This is a genomic window from Streptomyces sp. 549, from assembly GCF_030124175.1.
Taxonomy (GTDB): Bacteria; Actinomycetota; Actinomycetes; order Streptomycetales; family Streptomycetaceae; genus Streptomyces.
In genome coordinates, this window is the sequence record NZ_JASKMT010000002.1 from 281,394 (window position 1) to 299,498 (window position 18,105).

Here is an 18,105-nt window from a genome sequence, read left to right on the forward strand (position 1 = left end):
CGCCTCCTACGGGCTCGGGTTCTCCGGGTCGGACGGTTCGGCGGGTGCGGGCGGTCGGGCGGGGCGCCGGGCGGGGCCGGTGTCTCGCGGTGCGGACGACTCCCTCCACCCTCCCGGTCGTCGGTTACAGTCTTGAACAACGCATGTGACCACTGCATGTCGGGGTCGGCCCCGGTGAGCGGTGGTGCACAGGCGGGACAAACACCTCGGGCGGTCCGATTCGCCCGGCGTCACACCGCTCATCCAGAGGGGCAGAGGGAACGGCCCGTTGAAGCCCCGGCAACCCTCCCGCGCGCACTCGTTCATCCGACATTTCGGGGCGAAGCCGCCGTGGGGAAGGTGCCAATTCCGTCCTGGGACGAAATACGTCACGGGGAAGATGAGGAGAAAGGGCCTCGCCTCCATGGCTGTGCAAGCAGTTGAAAACTCCACCGACACCACCACCGACTCTCCTGGTTCCTTCGGACCAGCCGTCGCGCTCTCCTGTCGCGAATGCGGGGAACGCGTCCCGCTCGGACCGAGCTTCGCGTGCACGGCCTGTTTCGGACCGCTGGAGATCGCCTACGACCTGCCCACCGGCGACCCCGAGGCGCTGCGCGCCGCGATCGCCGCAGGTCCGAACAACATCTGGCGCTACGCGCCGCTGCTGCCGGTGCCCGCCGACGTGGCGGGAAAGCCCAGCCTCAACCCCGGCATGACGAAGCTGGTCAAGGCCGACAACCTGGCCCGCGAGCTGGGTGTCACCGGTGAGCTGCACGTCAAGGACGACTCCGGAAACCCGACGCACTCCTTCAAGGACCGGGTCGTGGCCATCGCCGTCGAGGCGGCCCGCGCGTTCGGCTTCACCACGCTCTCCTGCTCCTCCACCGGCAACCTCGCCGGGGCCGTCGGCGCCGCCGCCGCCCGTGCGGGGCTGCGGTCCTGCGTGTTCATCCCGCACGACCTGGAGCAGGGCAAGGTCGTCATGGCCGCCGTCTACGGCGGTGAGCTGGTCGGCATCGAGGGCACCTACGACGACGTCAACCGGTTCTGCAGCGAGCTGATCGGCGACCCGATCGGTGAGGGCTGGGGCTTCGTCAACGTCAACCTGCGGCCCTACTACGCGGAGGGCTCCAAGACCCTCGCGTACGAGATCTGCGAGCAGTTGGGCTGGCGTCTGCCGGACCAGCTGGTCGTCCCGATCGCGTCCGGCTCGCAGCTGACGAAGATCGACAAGGGGCTGCGGGAGCTGATCAGGCTCGGCCTGGTCGAGGACCGCCCCTACAAGATCTTCGGCGCCCAGGCCGAGGGCTGCTCGCCGGTGTCGCAGGCGTTCAAGAACGGCCACGACGTGGTCCGCCCGGTCCGGCCCGACACCATCGCCAAGTCGCTGGCGATCGGCAACCCGGCGGACGGCCCGTACGTGCTGGACATCGCGCGGCGCACCGGCGGCGCGGTGGAGGACGTCAACGACGCCCAGGTGGTCGACGCGATCAAGCTGCTGGCCCGTACCGAGGGCATCTTCGCGGAGACCGCGGGCGGCGTGACGGTCGGTGTGACCCGCAAGCTGATCGAGTCCGGTGCGCTGGACCCGACGCTGACCACGGTGGTACTGAACACCGGCGACGGCCTGAAGACGCTGGACGCCGTCGCGCCCACCTCCGGTCCCAGCGCGGTGATCCGCCCCAGCCTGGAGGCGTTCCGCGAGGCGGGCCTGGGCTGACGCCCGCAGTGCTCTCCAGCGTCCGACAGCGAGTCAGGGCAGCATGTCAGGGCAGCGCGTCCCGACACCGCTTCCCGACGGCGCCCCCATCCCGCGCCCCGCAGTCCTCTTCCCACAGAAGGTGAATCCGCATGAGCGTTACCGTCCGCATCCCGACGATTCTCCGCACCTACACCGACGGCAAGGCCGAGGTGGCGGCTGACGGCGCCACCCTGGGCGAGGTGCTGGCCGACCTGGAGAAGAACCACACCGGCATCGGCCCCCGGGTCCTGGACGACACCGGCAAGCTGCGCCGCTTCGTGAACGTCTACGTCAACGACGACGACGTGCGGTTCGCCGAGGGTCTGGACACCGCCACCCCGGACGGTGCCGGCATTTCGATCATTCCCGCCGTCGCCGGCGGCTGCTGAACCGCCCGTCCGCCACCGCACCACCGGATCGCCCCCTTCTCTTTTTGTCGAGTGAGGGGGCGATTCCATGTTTAGAAAGGCGATAGAGTGTGCGGCGCCCCCATGAGCGCGTGACGTGTCATCTGAGAACACGACAATCTTGCCCGAGAATGCTGATCCATTTGTCGGGTTGATCCGCTATGCCCGGCCCGGGTTGCCCGGATTCGCCGCGCTCTGTCACGGAATTTCCGATCATTCGTGCTCGGAATTCTCGTCGGATTGACCTGTTGCAGAGGGCGTCCGTGCAGATACATTCAGCGGCGGTCGACGCGTTCCGGCGCACACCTCCTGTGACTTAGGGGGTGAGGTCTGACCCGAGGTCCGCGGAGTGCGGTCTCGCGAAAGGGCCAGTAATAGGGGAGTTAGGAATGGCTCAGGGCACCGTCAAATGGTTCAACGCGGAGAAGGGGTACGGCTTCATCGCGGTCGACGGTGGTGCGGACGTGTTCGTCCACTACAGCGCGATCCAGATGGACGGGTACCGCACCCTTGAGGAGGGGCAGCGAGTCGAGTTCGAGATCTCGCAGGGTCAGAAGGGGCCTCAGGCGGACATGGTCCGACTGACCGCCTGAGCGACGACCACACCACACGTCTGAAGGGTCCGTTCCCCACGGGGGACGGGCCCTTCGCCGCGCGCCCGGGCGTGTGTCCGGTACCTGTGTCAGGGAGCGGCCAGGTGGCTTGCCAGGGGTCGGTCCGGCGGTGATCCGGCGTGCACGGGGCAGGGATTCGACGCGGATTCGCTGACGTGCCGAGCAGGCCGCCCGACGGCCGCGAACCGCCCGCCACCTGGGCGTTCGCCGTACCGGAGCGTGGATCGGCGGGATCGGGGCCGGGTAGGCCGCTTGCACTCAGGGGGGTCGAGTGCTAATCATTGGCGTTAGCACTCTGCAGGTGAGAGTGACAGATTGCGGACCACCTCGGTGAGGTCGGCAGGTGTGGCGGGAAGGAACCGCCCCACTCGCAGATCGTCCGTCGCGGGCGCCGGTGCGGTCCGGAGAAATCCACCCCGTCTGGGAGGACCACTTCACATGGCCAAGATCATCGCGTTCGACGAGGAGGCACGGCGCGGCCTCGAGCGCGGGATGAACCAGCTCGCCGACGCCGTCAAGGTCACTCTCGGCCCCAAGGGCCGGAACGTCGTCCTCGAGAAGAAGTGGGGCGCCCCCACGATCACCAACGATGGTGTGTCCATCGCCAAGGAGATCGAGCTCGAGGACCCGTACGAGAAGATCGGTGCGGAGCTCGTCAAGGAGGTCGCCAAGAAGACGGACGACGTCGCCGGCGACGGAACGACGACCGCCACCGTCCTGGCGCAGGCGCTGGTCCGCGAAGGACTCCGCAACGTAGCCGCCGGTGCCAACCCGATGGCGCTCAAGCGCGGCATCGAGAAGGCCACCGAGGCTGTCTCCGCCGCCCTGCTGGAGCAGGCGAAGGACGTGGAGACCAAGGAGCAGATCGCCTCCACCGCCTCCATCTCCGCCGCGGACACGCAGATCGGCGAGCTCATCGCCGAGGCGATGGACAAGGTCGGCAAGGAAGGCGTCATCACCGTCGAGGAGTCGCAGACCTTCGGGCTCGAGCTTGAGCTCACCGAGGGCATGCGCTTCGACAAGGGTTACATCTCGGCGTACTTCGCCACTGACATGGAGCGTATGGAGGCCGTCTTCGACGACCCCTACATCCTCATCGTCAACTCCAAGATCAGCAACGTGAAGGACCTCCTTCCGCTGCTCGAGAAGGTCATGCAGTCCGGCAAGCCGCTGCTGATCATCGCCGAGGACGTCGAGGGCGAGGCGCTGTCCACGCTCGTCGTCAACAAGATCCGCGGCACCTTCAAGTCCGTCGCCGTCAAGGCCCCGGGCTTCGGCGACCGCCGCAAGGCCATGCTCGGTGACATCGCCATCCTCACCGGTGGCCAGGTCATCTCCGAGGAGGTCGGCCTCAAGCTGGAGAACGCCGGTCTTGAGCTTCTCGGCCACGCCCGCAAGGTCGTCATCACCAAGGACGAGACCACCATCGTCGACGGTGGCGGCGACAGCGAGCAGGTCCAGGGCCGGGTCAACCAGATCCGCGCCGAGATCGAGAACTCCGACTCGGACTACGACCGCGAGAAGCTCCAGGAGCGCCTCGCGAAGCTGGCCGGCGGCGTGGCCGTCATCAAGGCCGGTGCCGCCACCGAGGTGGAGCTGAAGGAGCGCAAGCACCGCATCGAGGACGCGGTGCGCAACGCGAAGGCCGCCGTCGAGGAGGGCATCGTCGCCGGCGGTGGCGTGGCCCTGCTCCAGGCGACCAACGTCTTCGAGAAGCTGGAGCTCGAGGGTGACGAGGCGACCGGCGCCAACGCCGTGAAGCTCGCCCTGGAGGCCCCGCTCAAGCAGATCGCCGTCAACGGCGGCCTTGAGGGCGGCGTCGTCGTGGAGAAGGTCCGCAACCTCGCCGTGGGTCACGGCCTCAACGCCGCGACCGGCGAGTACGTCGACATGATCGCCGAGGGCATCATCGACCCGGCGAAGGTGACGCGCTCCGCGCTGCAGAACGCGGCCTCCATCGCCGCGCTGTTCCTCACCACCGAGGCCGTCATCGCCGACAAGCCCGAGAAGGCCGGCGCCGGTGCGCCCGACCCGACCGGTGGCATGGGCGGTGGCATGGACTTCTGATCCCCCGCGGATCGGACAGCTCCAGGCAGCTCGACGAAGGGCGGCACTCCCCGGTGGGAGTGCCGCCCTTCGGCACGTCCGCAGCCGCCGGGACCCACGCAACCCCCCTGCCCACCGGCGGCGGGCCGTGGTGGGATGTACCACTGTGTGACGTAAGCCACCGTTGATTGGCGGAATGCGGTGTTAGCGCCCGGGTAGCCTGCCGGGAGCTTCTACGGAGGACCACTTCCGCGGCCGGACGCCATGGGTGCGCCGTCAGAGCCGAGCACCATCCGACTTTGAGGACACGCATGGAGTCTCTGGACGCCTTCATCGTCGACGTCAACGACGTCTTCTGGACCTATCTGCTGATCCCGCTGGTGGCGGTGGCGGCACTGTGGTTCACCTTCCGGTCGAAGGCCGTGCAGCTGCGGCTGTTCCCGGAGATGCTGCGCGTCGTGCGCGGCAAGGCCGAGACCGCGCCCGACGGTCGCAAGCACGTCTCCTCCTTCGGCGCCTTCACCATCTCCGCCGCCGCCCGCGTCGGCACCGGCAACATCGCCGGTGTGGCCACCGCGATCACGCTGGGCGGCGCGGGCGCGGTGTTCTGGATGTGGGTCATGGCGCTGCTCGGCGCCGCCTCCGCCTTCGTGGAGTCCACCCTCGCCCAGCTCTACAAGGTGCGCGACCACCGCCAGGGCGGCACCTTCCGCGGCGGCCCGGCGTACTACATCCAGCGCGGGCTGGGCAAGCGCTGGGGCGGCGTCGTCTTCGCCGTCACCATCACGCTCACCTTCGGGTTCGTCTTCAACGCCGTCCAGTCGAACACCATCAGGACGGTGACGGCCGGCTCCTTCGACGCGGCCGACGCCCGCTGGTTCCCGCTCGCGATCGGGCTGCTGCTCGCCGCGATGCTGGCCGGCGTCATCTTCGGCGGCGTGCGGCGCATCGCCCGCGTCACCAGCGTGCTGGTCCCCGTCATGGCCTGCGTCTACCTGCTGCTGGGCCTGGTCGTGGTGCTGCTCAACCTCGGCGACGTGCCGCGGGTCTTCGCCGACATCGTCGGCGGCGCGCTCGGCTTCCGCGAGGTCGCCGGCGGCGCGATCGGCGCGGCGATCCAGCAGGGTGTGCGGCGCGGCATGTTCTCCAACGAGGCGGGTCTGGGCTCGGCCCCGAACGCGGGCGCCACCGCGCAGGTCTCGCACCCGGTCAAGCAGGGCCTGGTGCAGTCGCTCGGCGTCTTCTTCGACACGCTGCTGATCTGCTCGATGACGGCGTTCATCATCCTCACCACCAACCCGTCGCTGGCCGGCCGGCAGGGCGCCGACCTCACCCAGAACGCGCTGACCGACACGCTCGGCGGCTGGGCGGGGCACGTGCTGACGCTGGTGGTGTTCATGCTCGCCTTCAGCTCCATGATCGGTAACTACTACTACGGCGAGTCCAACATCGAGTTCATGACCGCGCGGACCTGGGTGCTGCCCGGCTACCGGGCGCTGGTCCTGGTCACGGTGGTGCTGGGCGCGCTCGGCACGGTCAGCACGGTGTGGAACCTCGCCGACGTCTTCATGGGCTTCATGGCACTGGTGAACCTGGTGGCGATCCTGCCGCTGTCGGTGATCGCCTTCAAGCTGCTCGACGACTACCAGGCGCAGCGCCGCCAGGGCCTGGACCCGGTCTTCACCCGCGACCGCATCCCCGGCCTGACCGGCGTCGAGTGCTGGGAGGGCGCCTCGGAGAAGGCCGCCGCCCCGCGGCCGTCCGGCTCCTGACCGTCCCGGCCCCAGCCCGTCGCCCCGGCTCCTGACCGTCCCCGTGGGCGGCCGACGCACCCTGACGGTGTGTCGGCCGCCCACGGGCGTGTCCCGGCCGGGCGGGCATCCGCCGAGTGCTCCCCACCGGGCACAGACCATCCCATACTGTGAGATTCCGCACCTCAGAGGCCTCTGTTCAGCCGTCGCGAACGCTGGTTAACCTCCCGGAAGCTTCCAACGGGAGAACCACTTCCGCGGCCGACAGCACCTTCGTACGCGACCCGTACACCGCCGTCCGAGCCGAGCACCACCCGACTCACGAGGACGGGAACGCAACCCTTCATGAGCACGCTGGACTCCTGGATCCTCGGCGTCAACGACGCCTTCTGGACGTACCTGCTGATCCCCCTGGTGGTGATCGCGGGCCTGTACTTCACCTTCCGCTCCCGGGCCGTGCAGCTGCGCCTGCTGCCGGACATGCTGCGGGTCTTCAAGGACCGCCCGGTCGGCGGCGTCAGCCCGTTCGGGGCGTTCACCATCTCCGCCGCGGCCCGTATCGGCACCGGCAACATCGCCGGTGTGGCCACCGCGATCACGCTGGGCGGCGCGGGCGCGGTGTTCTGGATGTGGGTCATGGCGATCATCGGCGGCGCCTCGGCGTTCGTCGAGTCCGTGCTCGCCCAGCTCTACAAGGCCCGCGGCAAGGAGCCCGGCACCTACCGCGGCGGCCCGGCCTACTACATGGAACGCGCCCTCGGTAAGCGCTGGCTGGGCGTGCTCTTCGCCGTCCTGATCACGCTCACGTTCGGCTTCGTGCTGACGGCCGTGCAGTCCAACACCATCACCGTCACCATGCAGGGCTCGCTGAGCGCCGCCGACAGCGCCTGGTTCACGCCGGTGCTGGGCGTCGCGCTCGCCGCGCTGCTGGCGATGGCCGTGTTCTACGGCGTGAAGCGCATCGCCAAGGTCACGCAGGTCCTCATCCCCGTCATGGCCGGCCTCTACCTGCTGCTGGGTCTGGCCGTGGTGCTGCTCAACGTCACCGAGGTGCCCCGCCTGCTGGGCGACATCGTCGGCGGCGCGTTCGGCGTGCGCGAGGTCGCCGGCGGCGCCGTCGGCACCGCGATCCTCCAGGGTGTGCGGCGCGGCATGTTCTCCAACGAGGCCGGCATGGGCTCCGCGCCCAACGCGTCCGCCGCCGCCGAGACCACCCACCCCGTCAAGCAGGGGCTCGTGCAGACCTTCGGCGTCTACTTCGACACGCTGATCATCTGCACCATGACCGCGCTCGTCATCCTCAGCACCAACCCGTCGCTGGCCGAGCGCGGCGGCGCCGACGTCACCCAGGGCGCGTTCAACGACGCGCTGGGCGGCTGGGCCGGGCACGCGCTCACCCTCGTCGTCTTCCTGGTCGCCTTCAGCTCCATGATCGGTAACTACTACTACGGCGAGTCCAACATCGAGTTCATCACCGGCAGCCGCCGCGTGATGACCGGCTACCGGGCGGCCGTGCTGGCCTGTGCGGTGCTCGGCGCGATGGGGTCCGTCAGCGTGGTGTGGAACCTCGCCGACATCACCATGGGCGCGATGACCCTGGTGAACCTGCTGGCGATCCTCCCGCTGTCGGTGATCGCCTTCAAGCTGCTCGACGACTACCAGGCGCAGCGCCGCCAGGGCCTGGACCCGGTCTTCACCCGCGACCGCATCCCCGGCCTGACCGGCGTCGAGTGCTGGGAGCCGACGGGGAGCGTGGTCGGCGGGATGCGGGACGGCGGACGGGACGGTGACGCGCGTGTCCCGGCCGACGCAGCAGGCGCGGTCCGTTCGGCCTCCGGCGCGACGGGCTAGACGGATCAGACCGGTCAGCAGGTGCGGGCCGGGGCGTCGTGGCGCAGAACCGTCACCGCCGTCGACCGGGCCGCCGACGCGGGGCACCTGGAGGTCGCCCCTGCCGCCGGTGACCCCGGCCAACTCACCGTGCCCGACGGCACGATGGACCTGGGCACCACCGCACAGATCGGCGTCAGCCCCTGGGGGACCCGATCACCGAGCCGTAGCCGGGCGTTGGTGAGCGGGCCGGGTCCGGCCGCGTCCCCCGTGCCTCAGCCGGTGCGATGCCGTGCGTCGACCGGAACGCCCGCGCGCGGAGAACGCCCGAGGCCAGATGGTCAGCCCGGCGGTGGCTCGGACAGGAACTCGGCCAGCAGGGTGGTCAGTTCGCCCGGCGCGTCCTCCTGGGCGAGGTGTCCGGCGCCACCGATCAGCTCCAGCCGGGCCCCCGGCACCCGGCCGGCCAGCTCCCGTCCGCGCTCGGCCGGTATCCAGGCGTCCTCGGTGCCCCAGCAGACCAGCACCGGCAGGTCCAGCTCGCCGTAGCGCTCCTGGATCTCGTCGGTGAAGCGCTGCTCGGCCTGCGCGATCTGCCGGTAGAAGGCGGCCTGGCCGCGCTCGCCGAGCCACGGCTCCACCAGCGCGTCCGCCACCGACGGGTGCAGACCCGGACCGCTCGCCGAGCTGACGTACTCGCGGACGAGGGCGGCGTGCAGCGGCGGCGGCAGCTGCTCGAAGACGGCGGCGTGCTGCTGCACCAGCCGGAAGAACGGCGAACCCCAGGGTGCCAGCGCCACCACGTCGACGAGCGCCAGCGCCCGGTACCGGGCACCGTGCAGCAGATGCGCCCGCAGCGCGACGGCACCGCCGAAGTCGTGCGCCACGACGGCCGGCTTGCTGAGGCCCTCGGCCTGCTCCCAGTGCGCCAGCAGCTCCGCGAACACGCGCCCCTGCGCACCCAGCGACACGTCCTGCCCGGCCTGCATCGCCGAGCTGCCGTACCCCGGCATGTCCCACACGTAGACGCGGTGGCGCCGGGAGAGGGCCCGCGCGGTCGCCCGCCAGACGTAGGAGGAGAACGGCGTCCCGTGCAGCAGCACCACCGGCGGAAGGCCCTCCGCGCCCAGGGCGTCCCACCGCACCTCCCCGGAGGTGCTGCCGAACGTCCGCGTCAGTTCCCATCCCGTCACGGCGGTGCTCCTCTTCTCACCTGTGCCTGCGCCTGTGCCTGCGCCTGTGCGCGGTGGCGTACCCGTCCGCGACCAAGTGTGCGGCAGGCCACCGACACTCGCCGGTGCGCCGCCCGGGAGGGCTCGGCTCAGGGCGGGCCGGAGCCGTTGAGCCAGAAGGCGCCGTAGGCGGCGGAGAGCGCGACGAGGACCGTCAGCAGCGTGGCCGCCCTCGCAGGGCGGGCCCTGGCCAGGGCGAGGGCCAGCGGGAAGAGGATCGGGAAGGCCGGGAGCAGCAGGCGCGGCTTGGAACCGAAGTAGCCGGACGCGCCGACGGCGAGCAGCGTGACGACGGCCGAGTAGACCACCAGCGGAACGGGCACGCGCTGCCGCAGTCCCAGCCAGTGCGGCCACACGGAGAGCAGGACGACGGCGAGGAGGACGAGCACGCCCGCCCATGCGCCCGCACCCATCGAGGCGGCGACGAACCGGGCGAAGGCGATCCCGGCGTCGAAGCCGTTGCCCCACTCGCCCTGCACGTCGAGGTAACCGAACAGGGCGCCTCGCTCCCAGCCCACCCACAGGATGTACGAGGCCGCGCCCAGCGGCGCGATCAGGCAGCCCAGCACGGCCCTGGCACGGCGGCCGGGGGCCGGCGGGACGGCCGGACGTGCCGTCCGCCAGGCGCAGAAGGCCGCCACCAGCAAGGCCGCCGCCACTGCCAGGCCCACCGGCCGGGTCAGCCCGGCCAGGGACGCCAGCAGCCCCGCGGTGATCCACCGGTGGGTGACGGCGGCGTACAGGGACCAGGCGGCGAGAGCCACGAACAGCGACTCGCTGTAGGCCATGGACTGCACGATGCCGACCGGCAGCGCCGCCCACAGCACGACCAGGACCGTGGCGGCGCGCCGCCCGTACGTGCGGTCGGCGAGCGCGAAGATGCCCCAGGCGGCGGCCACCGAGGCGAGCAGGCTGACGAGCAGTCCCGCGTGGGGAGCGGACAGCCGGGTGACCGCCGAGACGGTCTGCTCCAGCCACGGGAACAGCGGGAAGAACGCCATGCTGGACAGGTGCCGCCCGTCGGGCGCCTGCACGGCGAAGGCGTACCCGTGCTCCGCGATGCGCGTGTACCAGAGCGAGTCCCAGCGCTCCGACAGCAGCACCCAGGGGTTCCTGCCGGTGAACCCGGACCAGACGAACAGGACGGCGACCCCCAGCGCGCGGATCGCCGTGTACAGCGCCAGCGCGGGCGCCGCCCGGCGCACGGCGGCGGAGAGGGCGCTCGCGGCCGGTGTGCGCACCTCGGCGGGCACCACCTGCGCGGCCGGCCGCACGGGGGGTGCCGCAGGGGCAGCAGGGGCAGCGGGGGAGAGGAGCCGAACAACCGCCATACCGTGTCTCCCCCGCTTCCGCGCCGAACCGCCCCGCGCGCGAGCAGGTGGTCGGTCCTGCCCGCGCGTACAGGGAGACGCGGCCCCGGGAGGTGCGGTTGTCCGAGGTGACACACGTCGCAGCGGGGGGCGCGCGGCGGAAGGTCCAGCAGCGGGAGGGCGCGCGGCGGGAAGGCGCAGCAGCGGGAGGGCGCGCGGCGGAAGGTCCAGCAGAGGGGAGGGTGTGCGGATGCGGTCCAGGAGGTGCCGGTGACCGGTCACCCGTCCGGATGCGGGGTGTTTCCCGCCGCGCGGATCGGGGACACGGCGGAAATGGTGCAATTCGGCTACACGATGATGACCGAGCAGGCCGGGCCCCGGGACCTCGTCGACCATGTGGTCCTGGCGGAGCAGGCCGGTTTCGACTTCTCCGTCACCTCCGACCACTACTTCCCCTGGCTGACCAGCCAGGGCCACTCCCCGCACGCCTGGACGGTGCTGGGCGCCGCCGCGCAGGCGACCAGCCGCATCCCGCTCATGACGTACGTGACGTGCCCGACCGTGCGCTACCACCCGGCGGTCGTGGCGCAGAAGGCGGCGACCCTGCAACTGCTCGCCGAGGGCCGGTTCCGGCTGGGCCTGGGGTCGGGCGAGAACCTGAACGAGCACGTGGTCGGCGGCGGCTGGCCCCCGGCGGACGTGCGTCACGAGATGCTGGAGGAGGCTGTGGAGATCATCCGCGCCCTCTTCGGCGGCGGCTACGTCAACCACCACGGCACCCACTACGACGTGGAGTCCGCCAAGCTGTGGGACCTGCCCGAGGAGGCGCCGCAGATCGGCATCGCCGTCTCCGGCGAGCAGTCCTGCGAACTGGCCGGGCGCCTGGCCGACCTGGTCATCGGCACCGAACCCAAGGCGGACCTGCTGGACGCCTTCGCCCGCCACGGCGGCGAGGGCAAGCCGAGCGTCGGCCAGCTCCCCATCTGCTGGGACACCGACCACGACACGGCTGTGGCCCGCGCCCACGACCAGTTCCGCTGGTTCGCCGGCGGCTGGAAGGTCAACTCCGAGCTGCCAGGACCCAAGTCCTTCGAGGCGGCAACCCAGTTCGTGCGCAAGGACGACGTGGCCGAGTCCATCCCCTGCGGCGACAACCCGGACGACTTCGTCAAGGCCATCGCCCCCTACGTGGAGGCCGGCTTCTCCGAGGTCGCCGTCGTCCAGGTCGGCGGCGACACCCAGCCCGCGTTCATCAACTGGGCCCAGGAGACGCTGCTCCCCGCCCTCCGCAGCACCTGGCCGTCCTGACGGCCACCCCTGCGGGACGCGTGGCGGCGGGTGCGTAGCGTGGACGCGGGCGGGTGCCGCCCGCCGCCCGTTCCCGGCGGGCAGGACCGCCGGGGCCGACCCGGGGAGGACCCGCCGTGGCCAGTCAGAAGGAACGCATGCTCGCCGGTGAGCCGTACCTCGCCGACGATCCGGAACTCAGCGCCGACGCACTCCGCGCCGCGCTGCTCAGCGAACGCTTCAACGCCACCAGCTCCGCCGACCCCGCACAGCGGCGGGAACTGCTCACCGAACTGCTCGGTGAGATCGGCGAGGACGTCGAGATCCGGCCGCCGCTGCACCTCGACTACGGCTACCAGACCACCATCGGCCCGCGCACCTTCGTCAACTACGGCCTGACGCTGCTCGACGTCGGCCGCGTCACCATCGGCGCCGACGTGCAGATCGGCCCGAACGTGCAACTCCTCACGCCCACGCACCCGGTCGAGCCGGAGGCGCGACGCGCGAAGTGGGAGGCCGCCGAGCCGATCACCATCGGCGACAACGTGTGGCTGGGCGGCGGCGTCATCGTCTGCCCCGGCGTGACCATCGGCGAGAACACCGTCGTCGGCGCCGGAGCCGTCGTCACCCGCGACCTGCCCGCCGACGTCGTCGCCGTCGGCAACCCGGCCCGCGTGATCCGCAAGCTCTGACCGGGGCGGGGAGCGGGGCGCTCAGCGCGGGGTGCTCAGCCGGTGACGCGATCAGCCGGTGACGTGATCAGGTGGTGAGGTCCACGAGGAAGCGGGACCAGGCACGTGCGGGAAAGGCCAGACGAGGCCCGGCGAGGCGCTTGGAGTCCCGCACGTGCACGGTCTCCGGACACTCCGCCACCTCCACGCAGTTGCTGCCCTCACTGTCACTGTGGGACGACTTCCGCCAGGAGAGGGCGACTTCGAGGCACTCGCTGCCTTCGCTGTCGCTGTAGCTGGACTTGAACCACGCCGACTGCTTGTTCAAAGCTCCTCCAGCATGCGGGTGATGAAGCGGGCTGACTCCTCGGTACTGAGTGCTTCGGTCCGGATCATCCCATAGCGCAGAGTGAGCGCGCTGATGTCCGCCGGTGCAGAGGTCAGGTGGCTCAGCGACTGCCCTTCGACAAGCGCCAGATTCTCGTGGTCACGGGTCTCCAGCAGGACGAGAGGTCCGGTGAGCGCGAGAGGGATGGCCTGTGTGAACGGCAGCACCTGCAAGGTGACACGAGGGTGGCGGCCGATCTTCAGCAGGTGCGCCAGCTGGTCGCGATAGACCTCCGGCCCACCGATCCGTGCGCGAAGTGCAGCTTCGTACATCACGAAGCTGAAGGCTGCCGGCGGCTTGCGATCCAGCAGGGTCTGCCTCTCGACGCGGGCGGCAATCCGCTCCTCGATGACCTCCTCGTCGAGCGGCGGGCTGTGCTCGCTGATCAACGCACGGGCGTAGGACTCGGTCTGCAGGAGTCCGGGGACGAGGGTCGTCTCGTAACACCAGAGGCTGATGGCGTCGGCTTCGTAGCCGAAGAAGTCGTGCGACCGTGCCGGAAACCTCTCGCGGCGCAGGTACTGCTTCGCCGCTCGCAGCAGACCCTGCGCCCGGAACAAGTCATCTGCCACGTCGAGTAGTTGCGGGGTCGGCATACGCGCGCCCTGCTCCATGGACTTGACCGTGTCAGGCGAGTACCCAGCCGCCCGGGCCAACTCCTCCCGCGACGTGCCGCAGTTGGTCCGCCATAGTTTGACCTGGTTGCCGCAGTACCGCCAGGCCAGCGGTGTCTCACCCTGCCGAGTGGTCATCGGCGTACCTCCCCCGGCACCGCCTGCTACCGACCGTCCTGTCGCCGATACAGCGGTGCCCGTATCCACCTGGTTACTACCGACCGTAGCGACGCGTAAGCAGGCTTTGCGTCATGAACAGCAAGAATTCCCCCACCGGGTTCCCCGTCGGCTGCCACGCCGTGGACATCCGCAGCAGCCGGGTGGGCCGGGTGATGGGGCACGAGGGACCGTTCGTGCAGCTGAGGCCGACGGGAGGCGGGCGGGAGTGGGACTGCCCGCCCGAAGCGCTGCGGCACGCGTCCACCAGCGAGGAGTTGCGGGTGCGGGTGGCCCGTCTGAACCGTGAGAGCAGGATGCCGTGAGCGTGCGCGCGGTGCTGCGCTTCGCGCGGTGGCACCTGGCACCGGACCGGGAGCCGGACGCGGAGCCGGTCACGTTCGCCATGGAGTGCGCCGTGTGCGGAGCCCGGTCCGAGGCACGGGTGGACTTCGGCGACGTGCAGCAGTGGACGTTCCGCCACGCGGGTCGCAACTCCTCGCACCACACCTACCGGGAGGTGATCACCCGCCCGTGGCGGGCCTGGACCGTGTAGCGGATGGCCGGGCCGCCGGTCCGGTACGGCCGGGTGGAGTACGGGTGCACGCCGCCGGGTCGCGCGGCGGGTGCCCGCCGGGGATGCTGGGAGGCGGACAGTCGGACAACACCGCCGTGATCGGCAGGGAGGCCACCGTGCCCGTGACGGACCTGAACGGTACGCCGCTGTACCACCGCACCGAAGGGGACGGACCGACCGTGGTGCTCGTGCACGGCTCGTGGACCGACGGCGACAGCTGGGCGGGTGTGGTCCCGCTGCTCGCCGAGCGCTGCTCGGTGACGGTCTACGACCGGCGCGGGCACAGCCGCAGCGAATCAGCGGAACCGCCCGGTCAGGGCTCGGTGCACGAGGACGTGGAGGACCTGGCCGCGCTGATCCACCACCTCGAACTGGGCCCGGTCCACGTCTGCGGCAACTCCTACGGCGCTCTCATCACCCTGCGCCTCGCCGCCGCCCACCCCGACCTGGTGCGTGCGCTGACCGTGCACGAGCCGCCCGGCGTGCGCCTCCTGGAGGCCGACCCGGCCACGAAGCCGCTGGCGGACGGGTTCCGGGAACGTGTGGAGCCCGTCCGTGCCCTGCTGGAGGCCGGGGACGGTGAGGCCGCAGCCGAACGGTTCGTCGAAACGGTCGCCTTCGGCCTCGGGGGGTGGCGGCGGCTGCCCGAACCGGTGCGAGCGTCCTTCGTCCGCAACGGGCCGACCTTTCTCGACGAGCTGCGCGACCCCGACTGCCTGGGGCTCGACCTGGCCGCGCTGCACGCCTTCCCCCACCCGGCGCTGCTCACCCGCAGCGACGACAGCCCGCCGATGTTCGCCCCCGTCCTCGACCTGGTCGCGGCCTTCCTGCCGCAGGCCGAGCGCCACACCTACAGCGGCGCCGGGCACGCGCCGCACGCCGGCCAGCCCGAGGAGTACGCCCAGGTGACCCTGCGGCACATCCTGGCCGGCACCTGACCGACCCGGATGCCCTCGCTGCCCCCAGCCAGGCCCGGCCACCCCACCCAGGCCGGGTGGGGTGGCCGCGGTGTGTGCTGTGACGCGTGAGGGGGCGTGCGGTCGCCGGGTCAGTGCCAGTCGGCGGGGAGGACGCCCACCGTGAAGGTGTCGAACGTGTCGTGGATGTCCTCGTCCTCGTCCAGCCACTCCTCCGCTTCCGGTGGCACCCGGCAGCCCAGGGCGGCAAGGCGGACCAGGGCGGTCAGGCCCGGGAGGTGGTCCGCCTGGTCGACGGGCAGCCGCTCTGCGTCCGGCCACTCGTCGGCGAAGACGCGCAGGCAGTCCCGCCGGGCGCGGGCCTCGTCTGTGACCGGCCGGTCGTCATACACGTGCCAGAAGCCCGTCGTCGGGATCGGCCGGCACATGGCGACAAGACGCCGCAGCAGAGCCGGGTCCGCATCCACCCACGCGACGGGAAGCGCCTCGCCGGCCAGGGGCGCCGCCACCTCCTCCGCCTCGGACAGCTCGTCCGCCGGGACCGCCACCGCAGTCAGCCCGTACGGGGTGTCGGCGTGCCAGTCCAGCAGGCACACGGTCCGTGCAGGGCGTGCCATACGCACATCTCCTTCTTCTCATCGTCATGCCGCAGTCCGCCCACCCGCATGACCGGGTGCTCGACCCTGGCATGCTGCTTGACCCTGACATGGTGTGAGGCCGTGCACTGGGAGGCGTCATGTTGAGTATCGGAGACTTCGCCCGGACCGGCAGCGTGTCGATTCGCATGCTGCGCCACTACGACGCCATCGGGTTGCTGCGCCCCGCGCACATCGACCCGTCCAGCGGCTACCGCCACTACACGGCCGACCAGCTCACCCGGCTGAACCGGATCATCGCGCTGAAGGAACTCGGCTTCACCCTGCGGCAGGTGGCCGACCTCCTCGACGCGCAGGTGGACGCGGCCGAGCTGCGCGGCATGCTGCGGTTGAGACAGGTCGAGCTGCAGGAGGAACTGGCGGCGGGAGCGGCACGGCTGGCCCAGGTCGAGGTGCGTCTCCGCACGATCGAGAGTGAGGGTCGCATGGAAGCCTGCGACATCGTCGTCAAGTCCCTCCCCGCCGTCCGCGTCGCCGAACTGACGGCCATCGCAAGCGACTTCACGCCTGCCGCGATCGGCCCGGTCATCCAGCCGCTGTTCGAGGAGCTGTGCCGGCGGTTGGAGGCGGCCGGGGTGGCCATCACCGGGCCGACCATCGCCCACTACGGGCACGCGGCTGACGGGGACGGCTCGGTGGTGGTGCACGCCGCCGCGCCGGTCGACCTGCGGGAGCGGGAGGGCCACGACTTCGCGGTGGTGGACCTGCCCGCCGTCGAGCAGGCCGCGACCGTCGTCCACCGAGGTCCCATGGCGGAGGTCATGCCCGCCGTGCAGGCGCTGTCCCGCTGGGTGGAGGGCAGCGGCGGCTACCGGGCGGTGGGCGCCTCACGCGAGCTGTACCTCTCGTGCGAGGGCGGCCAGGAGCACTGGGTGACCGAGATCCAGGAGCCGCTGACGCGGGCCTGACCGGCGGCGGGCGGCTGCGCGCGACCCCGGGCCGTCACCTGCGGGCGGCGTCCAGGGCGTCGCGCAGCCGCCCGCCGCTGGCGGCCAGCAGGCGGGTGGCGGTGGCCGCGTCCACGTCGGCCAGCAGCGTCAGCACGGCGTTCTTCACCTCACCGCCGGTGGCGTTCAGCGCCGCCTCGATGGCCTCGTCCGGCGCGCCCGTGGCGAGTGCCACGATGCGCCGCGAGCGGGCGCGCAGCTTCTCGTTGGACGCGCGCACGTCCACCATGAGGTTGCCGTAGGTCTTGCCCAGCCGGATCATCGTCACGGTCGACAGCATGTTGAGGACGAGCTTCTGCGCCGTCCCCGCCTTCAACCGCGTCGATCCGGTGAGCAGTTCGGGGCCGGTGACGATCTCGATGCCGTGCTCGGCCGCCGCCGCCAGCGGCGAACCGGCGTTGCCGGACAGCCCGATGGTGAGCGCGCCCCGGCCGCGGGCGAAGGTGACGGCACCGACCGCGTAGGGCGTGCGGCCGGACGCGGAGATGCCGACGACGGTGTCCTGCGACGTCAACCCCAGCGCGCGCAGGTCGGCTTCGGCCAGGTCGGCACGGTCCTCGGCGCCCTCGACGGCCGCCACCATGGCCTCCGGACCGCCCGCGATCAGCCCGACCACCTGGTCCGGGTCGGTGTTGAACGTCGGCGGGCACTCGCTGGCGTCGAGCACGCCGAGCCGTCCCGCCGTCCCGGCGCCCGCGTAGACGAGTCGTCCGCCGCGGGCCATCCGGTCGGCGGTGGCGTCGATGGCCGCCGCGATCTGCGGCAGCCGGGCGGCGACCGCGGCCGGCACGGTGGCGTCCTCGCCGTTCATCAGTGCGGCGATCTCCAGCGTGGGCAGCCGGTCCAGCTCCGCCAGCTCGGACCGGTGCGTCTCGGTGCTCAACCGGCCCAGCTCGTCGCGGAGTTCACGGTGGGTCGTCATGGGGTGCGTGCTCTTTCCGTACCGGGGCGGGGGACTGGCGGACGGGTTCGGGGGCGG

Annotated in this window: 18 protein-coding genes and 1 riboswitch; of the genes, 12 read left to right on the top strand and 6 right to left on the bottom strand. The window is 71.1% G+C overall.

The features are described from left to right. Nucleotides 1-236: 236 nt before the first annotated feature. Nucleotides 237-386, top strand: a riboswitch (SAM riboswitch). Nucleotides 387-403: 17 nt separating this feature from the next. From thrC to QNO07_RS03380, 6 genes are all read left to right on the top strand, one after another. Beyond that, nucleotides 404-1,702 (top strand): threonine synthase, encoded by a 1,299-nt coding sequence (gene thrC / locus QNO07_RS03355; protein WP_283989870.1) that lies wholly within the window; start codon nt 404-406, stop codon nt 1,700-1,702. A 131-nt stretch (nt 1,703-1,833) separates the two neighbouring features. Next, complete coding sequence (locus tag QNO07_RS03360; RefSeq protein WP_283989871.1) at nt 1,834-2,112, top strand: MoaD/ThiS family protein; 279 nt, start codon at nt 1,834-1,836, stop codon at nt 2,110-2,112. Nucleotides 2,113-2,519: 407 nt separating this feature from the next. Continuing rightward, nucleotides 2,520-2,723, top strand: coding sequence for a cold-shock protein (locus QNO07_RS03365; protein ID WP_219092312.1), 204 nt, complete (start codon nt 2,520-2,522; stop codon nt 2,721-2,723). Between the two features lie 459 nt (nt 2,724-3,182). Further along, nucleotides 3,183-4,811: a chaperonin GroEL gene (groL, locus tag QNO07_RS03370; protein WP_283989874.1), complete on the top strand. Its 1,629-nt coding sequence runs from the start codon at nt 3,183-3,185 to the stop codon at nt 4,809-4,811. A gap of 290 nt (nt 4,812-5,101) precedes the next feature. After that, nucleotides 5,102-6,562 carry an alanine/glycine:cation symporter family protein gene (locus QNO07_RS03375; RefSeq protein WP_283989875.1) on the top strand — a complete coding sequence of 487 codons (1,461 nt, stop codon included), beginning with the start codon at nt 5,102-5,104 and terminating at the stop codon, nt 6,560-6,562. Between the two features lie 324 nt (nt 6,563-6,886). Further along, complete coding sequence (locus tag QNO07_RS03380; protein WP_283989876.1) at nt 6,887-8,392, top strand: alanine/glycine:cation symporter family protein; 1,506 nt, start codon at nt 6,887-6,889, stop codon at nt 8,390-8,392. Nucleotides 8,393-8,712: 320 nt separating this feature from the next. On the opposite strand, the gene QNO07_RS03385 is transcribed toward QNO07_RS03380, so the two are convergent. Both QNO07_RS03385 and QNO07_RS03390 read right to left on the bottom strand, forming a co-directional pair. Further along, nucleotides 8,713-9,564, bottom strand: coding sequence for an alpha/beta fold hydrolase (locus QNO07_RS03385; RefSeq protein ID WP_283989877.1), 852 nt, complete (start codon nt 9,562-9,564; stop codon nt 8,713-8,715). A 128-nt stretch (nt 9,565-9,692) separates the two neighbouring features. Beyond that, nucleotides 9,693-10,934 (bottom strand): glycosyltransferase family 39 protein, encoded by a 1,242-nt coding sequence (locus QNO07_RS03390; protein WP_283989878.1) that lies wholly within the window; start codon nt 10,932-10,934, stop codon nt 9,693-9,695. Nucleotides 10,935-11,246: 312 nt separating this feature from the next. On the opposite strand from QNO07_RS03390, the gene QNO07_RS03395 reads away from it, so the two are divergent. After that, on the top strand, nt 11,247-12,221 hold the full coding sequence (locus tag QNO07_RS03395; protein WP_283989879.1) for an LLM class F420-dependent oxidoreductase: 975 nt from the start codon (nt 11,247-11,249) through the stop codon (nt 12,219-12,221). Between the two features lie 137 nt (nt 12,222-12,358). After that, the gene (locus QNO07_RS03400) at nt 12,359-12,892 is read left to right on the top strand and encodes a sugar O-acetyltransferase (protein WP_283990064.1); all 534 of its coding nucleotides are present in this window, start codon (nt 12,359-12,361) and stop codon (nt 12,890-12,892) included. A gap of 67 nt (nt 12,893-12,959) precedes the next feature. Here QNO07_RS03400 and QNO07_RS03405 read toward each other — a convergent pair whose 3' ends face one another. Then, nucleotides 12,960-13,199 carry a DUF397 domain-containing protein gene (locus QNO07_RS03405; protein WP_283989880.1) on the bottom strand — a complete coding sequence of 80 codons (240 nt, stop codon included), beginning with the start codon at nt 13,197-13,199 and terminating at the stop codon, nt 12,960-12,962. Beyond that, entirely contained in the window at nt 13,196-14,011 is an 816-nt protein-coding gene (locus QNO07_RS03410) for a helix-turn-helix domain-containing protein (protein WP_283989882.1), read from the bottom strand. Before QNO07_RS03410 ends, QNO07_RS03405 begins: the two co-directional genes overlap by 4 nt. Nucleotides 14,012-14,124: 113 nt before the next feature. Here QNO07_RS03410 and QNO07_RS03415 point away from each other — a divergent pair, with 113 nt between their 5' ends. The 3 genes from QNO07_RS03415 to QNO07_RS03425 all read left to right on the top strand — a co-directional run bounded on the left by QNO07_RS03415 (nt 14,125) and on the right by QNO07_RS03425 (nt 15,544). After that, nucleotides 14,125-14,355 (top strand): hypothetical protein, encoded by a 231-nt coding sequence (locus tag QNO07_RS03415; protein ID WP_283989883.1) that lies wholly within the window; start codon nt 14,125-14,127, stop codon nt 14,353-14,355. Further along, nucleotides 14,352-14,585, top strand: coding sequence for a DUF7848 domain-containing protein (locus QNO07_RS03420; RefSeq protein WP_283989884.1), 234 nt, complete (start codon nt 14,352-14,354; stop codon nt 14,583-14,585). The genes QNO07_RS03415 and QNO07_RS03420 overlap by 4 nt, the downstream gene beginning before the upstream one ends. A 143-nt stretch (nt 14,586-14,728) precedes the next feature. Then, on the top strand, nt 14,729-15,544 hold the full coding sequence (locus QNO07_RS03425; RefSeq protein WP_283989885.1) for an alpha/beta fold hydrolase: 816 nt from the start codon (nt 14,729-14,731) through the stop codon (nt 15,542-15,544). 110 nt (nt 15,545-15,654) lie between these two features. Here the strand turns inward: QNO07_RS03425 and QNO07_RS03430 are convergent, their stop codons facing one another. Then, complete coding sequence (locus QNO07_RS03430; RefSeq protein WP_283989886.1) at nt 15,655-16,140, bottom strand: hypothetical protein; 486 nt, start codon at nt 16,138-16,140, stop codon at nt 15,655-15,657. A 119-nt stretch (nt 16,141-16,259) separates the two neighbouring features. Here QNO07_RS03430 and QNO07_RS03435 point away from each other — a divergent pair, with 119 nt between their 5' ends. After that, nucleotides 16,260-17,087: a MerR family transcriptional regulator gene (locus QNO07_RS03435; RefSeq protein ID WP_283989887.1), complete on the top strand. Its 828-nt coding sequence runs from the start codon at nt 16,260-16,262 to the stop codon at nt 17,085-17,087. Nucleotides 17,088-17,121: 34 nt separating this feature from the next. Here the strand turns inward: QNO07_RS03435 and murQ are convergent, their stop codons facing one another. After that, on the bottom strand, nt 17,122-18,048 hold the full coding sequence (gene murQ, locus QNO07_RS03440) for an N-acetylmuramic acid 6-phosphate etherase (protein ID WP_283989888.1): 927 nt from the start codon (nt 18,046-18,048) through the stop codon (nt 17,122-17,124). Nucleotides 18,049-18,105 lie beyond the last annotated feature (57 nt).

What these genes read in the sequence shown, in the direction of transcription:
- QNO07_RS03365 (WP_219092312.1), top strand. Translation starts at nt 2,520, where the DNA reads ATGGCTCAGGGCACCGTCAAATGGTTCAACGCGGAGAAGGGGTACGGC.
- groL (WP_283989874.1), top strand. Translation starts at nt 3,183, where the DNA reads ATGGCCAAGATCATCGCGTTCGACGAGGAGGCACGGCGCGGCCTCGAG.
- thrC (WP_283989870.1), top strand. Translation starts at nt 404, where the DNA reads ATGGCTGTGCAAGCAGTTGAAAACTCCACCGACACCACCACCGACTCT.
- QNO07_RS03410 (WP_283989882.1), bottom strand. Translation starts at nt 14,011, where the DNA reads ATGACCACTCGGCAGGGTGAGACACCGCTGGCCTGGCGGTACTGCGGC.
- QNO07_RS03400 (WP_283990064.1), top strand. Translation starts at nt 12,359, where the DNA reads ATGCTCGCCGGTGAGCCGTACCTCGCCGACGATCCGGAACTCAGCGCC.
- murQ (WP_283989888.1), bottom strand. Translation starts at nt 18,048, where the DNA reads ATGACGACCCACCGTGAACTCCGCGACGAGCTGGGCCGGTTGAGCACC.
- QNO07_RS03380 (WP_283989876.1), top strand. Translation starts at nt 6,887, where the DNA reads ATGAGCACGCTGGACTCCTGGATCCTCGGCGTCAACGACGCCTTCTGG.
- QNO07_RS03435 (WP_283989887.1), top strand. Translation starts at nt 16,260, where the DNA reads ATGTTGAGTATCGGAGACTTCGCCCGGACCGGCAGCGTGTCGATTCGC.
- QNO07_RS03375 (WP_283989875.1), top strand. Translation starts at nt 5,102, where the DNA reads ATGGAGTCTCTGGACGCCTTCATCGTCGACGTCAACGACGTCTTCTGG.
- QNO07_RS03430 (WP_283989886.1), bottom strand. Translation starts at nt 16,140, where the DNA reads ATGGCACGCCCTGCACGGACCGTGTGCCTGCTGGACTGGCACGCCGAC.
- QNO07_RS03390 (WP_283989878.1), bottom strand. Translation starts at nt 10,934, where the DNA reads ATGGCGGTTGTTCGGCTCCTCTCCCCCGCTGCCCCTGCTGCCCCTGCG.
- QNO07_RS03395 (WP_283989879.1), top strand. Translation starts at nt 11,247, where the DNA reads ATGGTGCAATTCGGCTACACGATGATGACCGAGCAGGCCGGGCCCCGG.
- QNO07_RS03415 (WP_283989883.1), top strand. Translation starts at nt 14,125, where the DNA reads ATGAACAGCAAGAATTCCCCCACCGGGTTCCCCGTCGGCTGCCACGCC.
- QNO07_RS03360 (WP_283989871.1), top strand. Translation starts at nt 1,834, where the DNA reads ATGAGCGTTACCGTCCGCATCCCGACGATTCTCCGCACCTACACCGAC.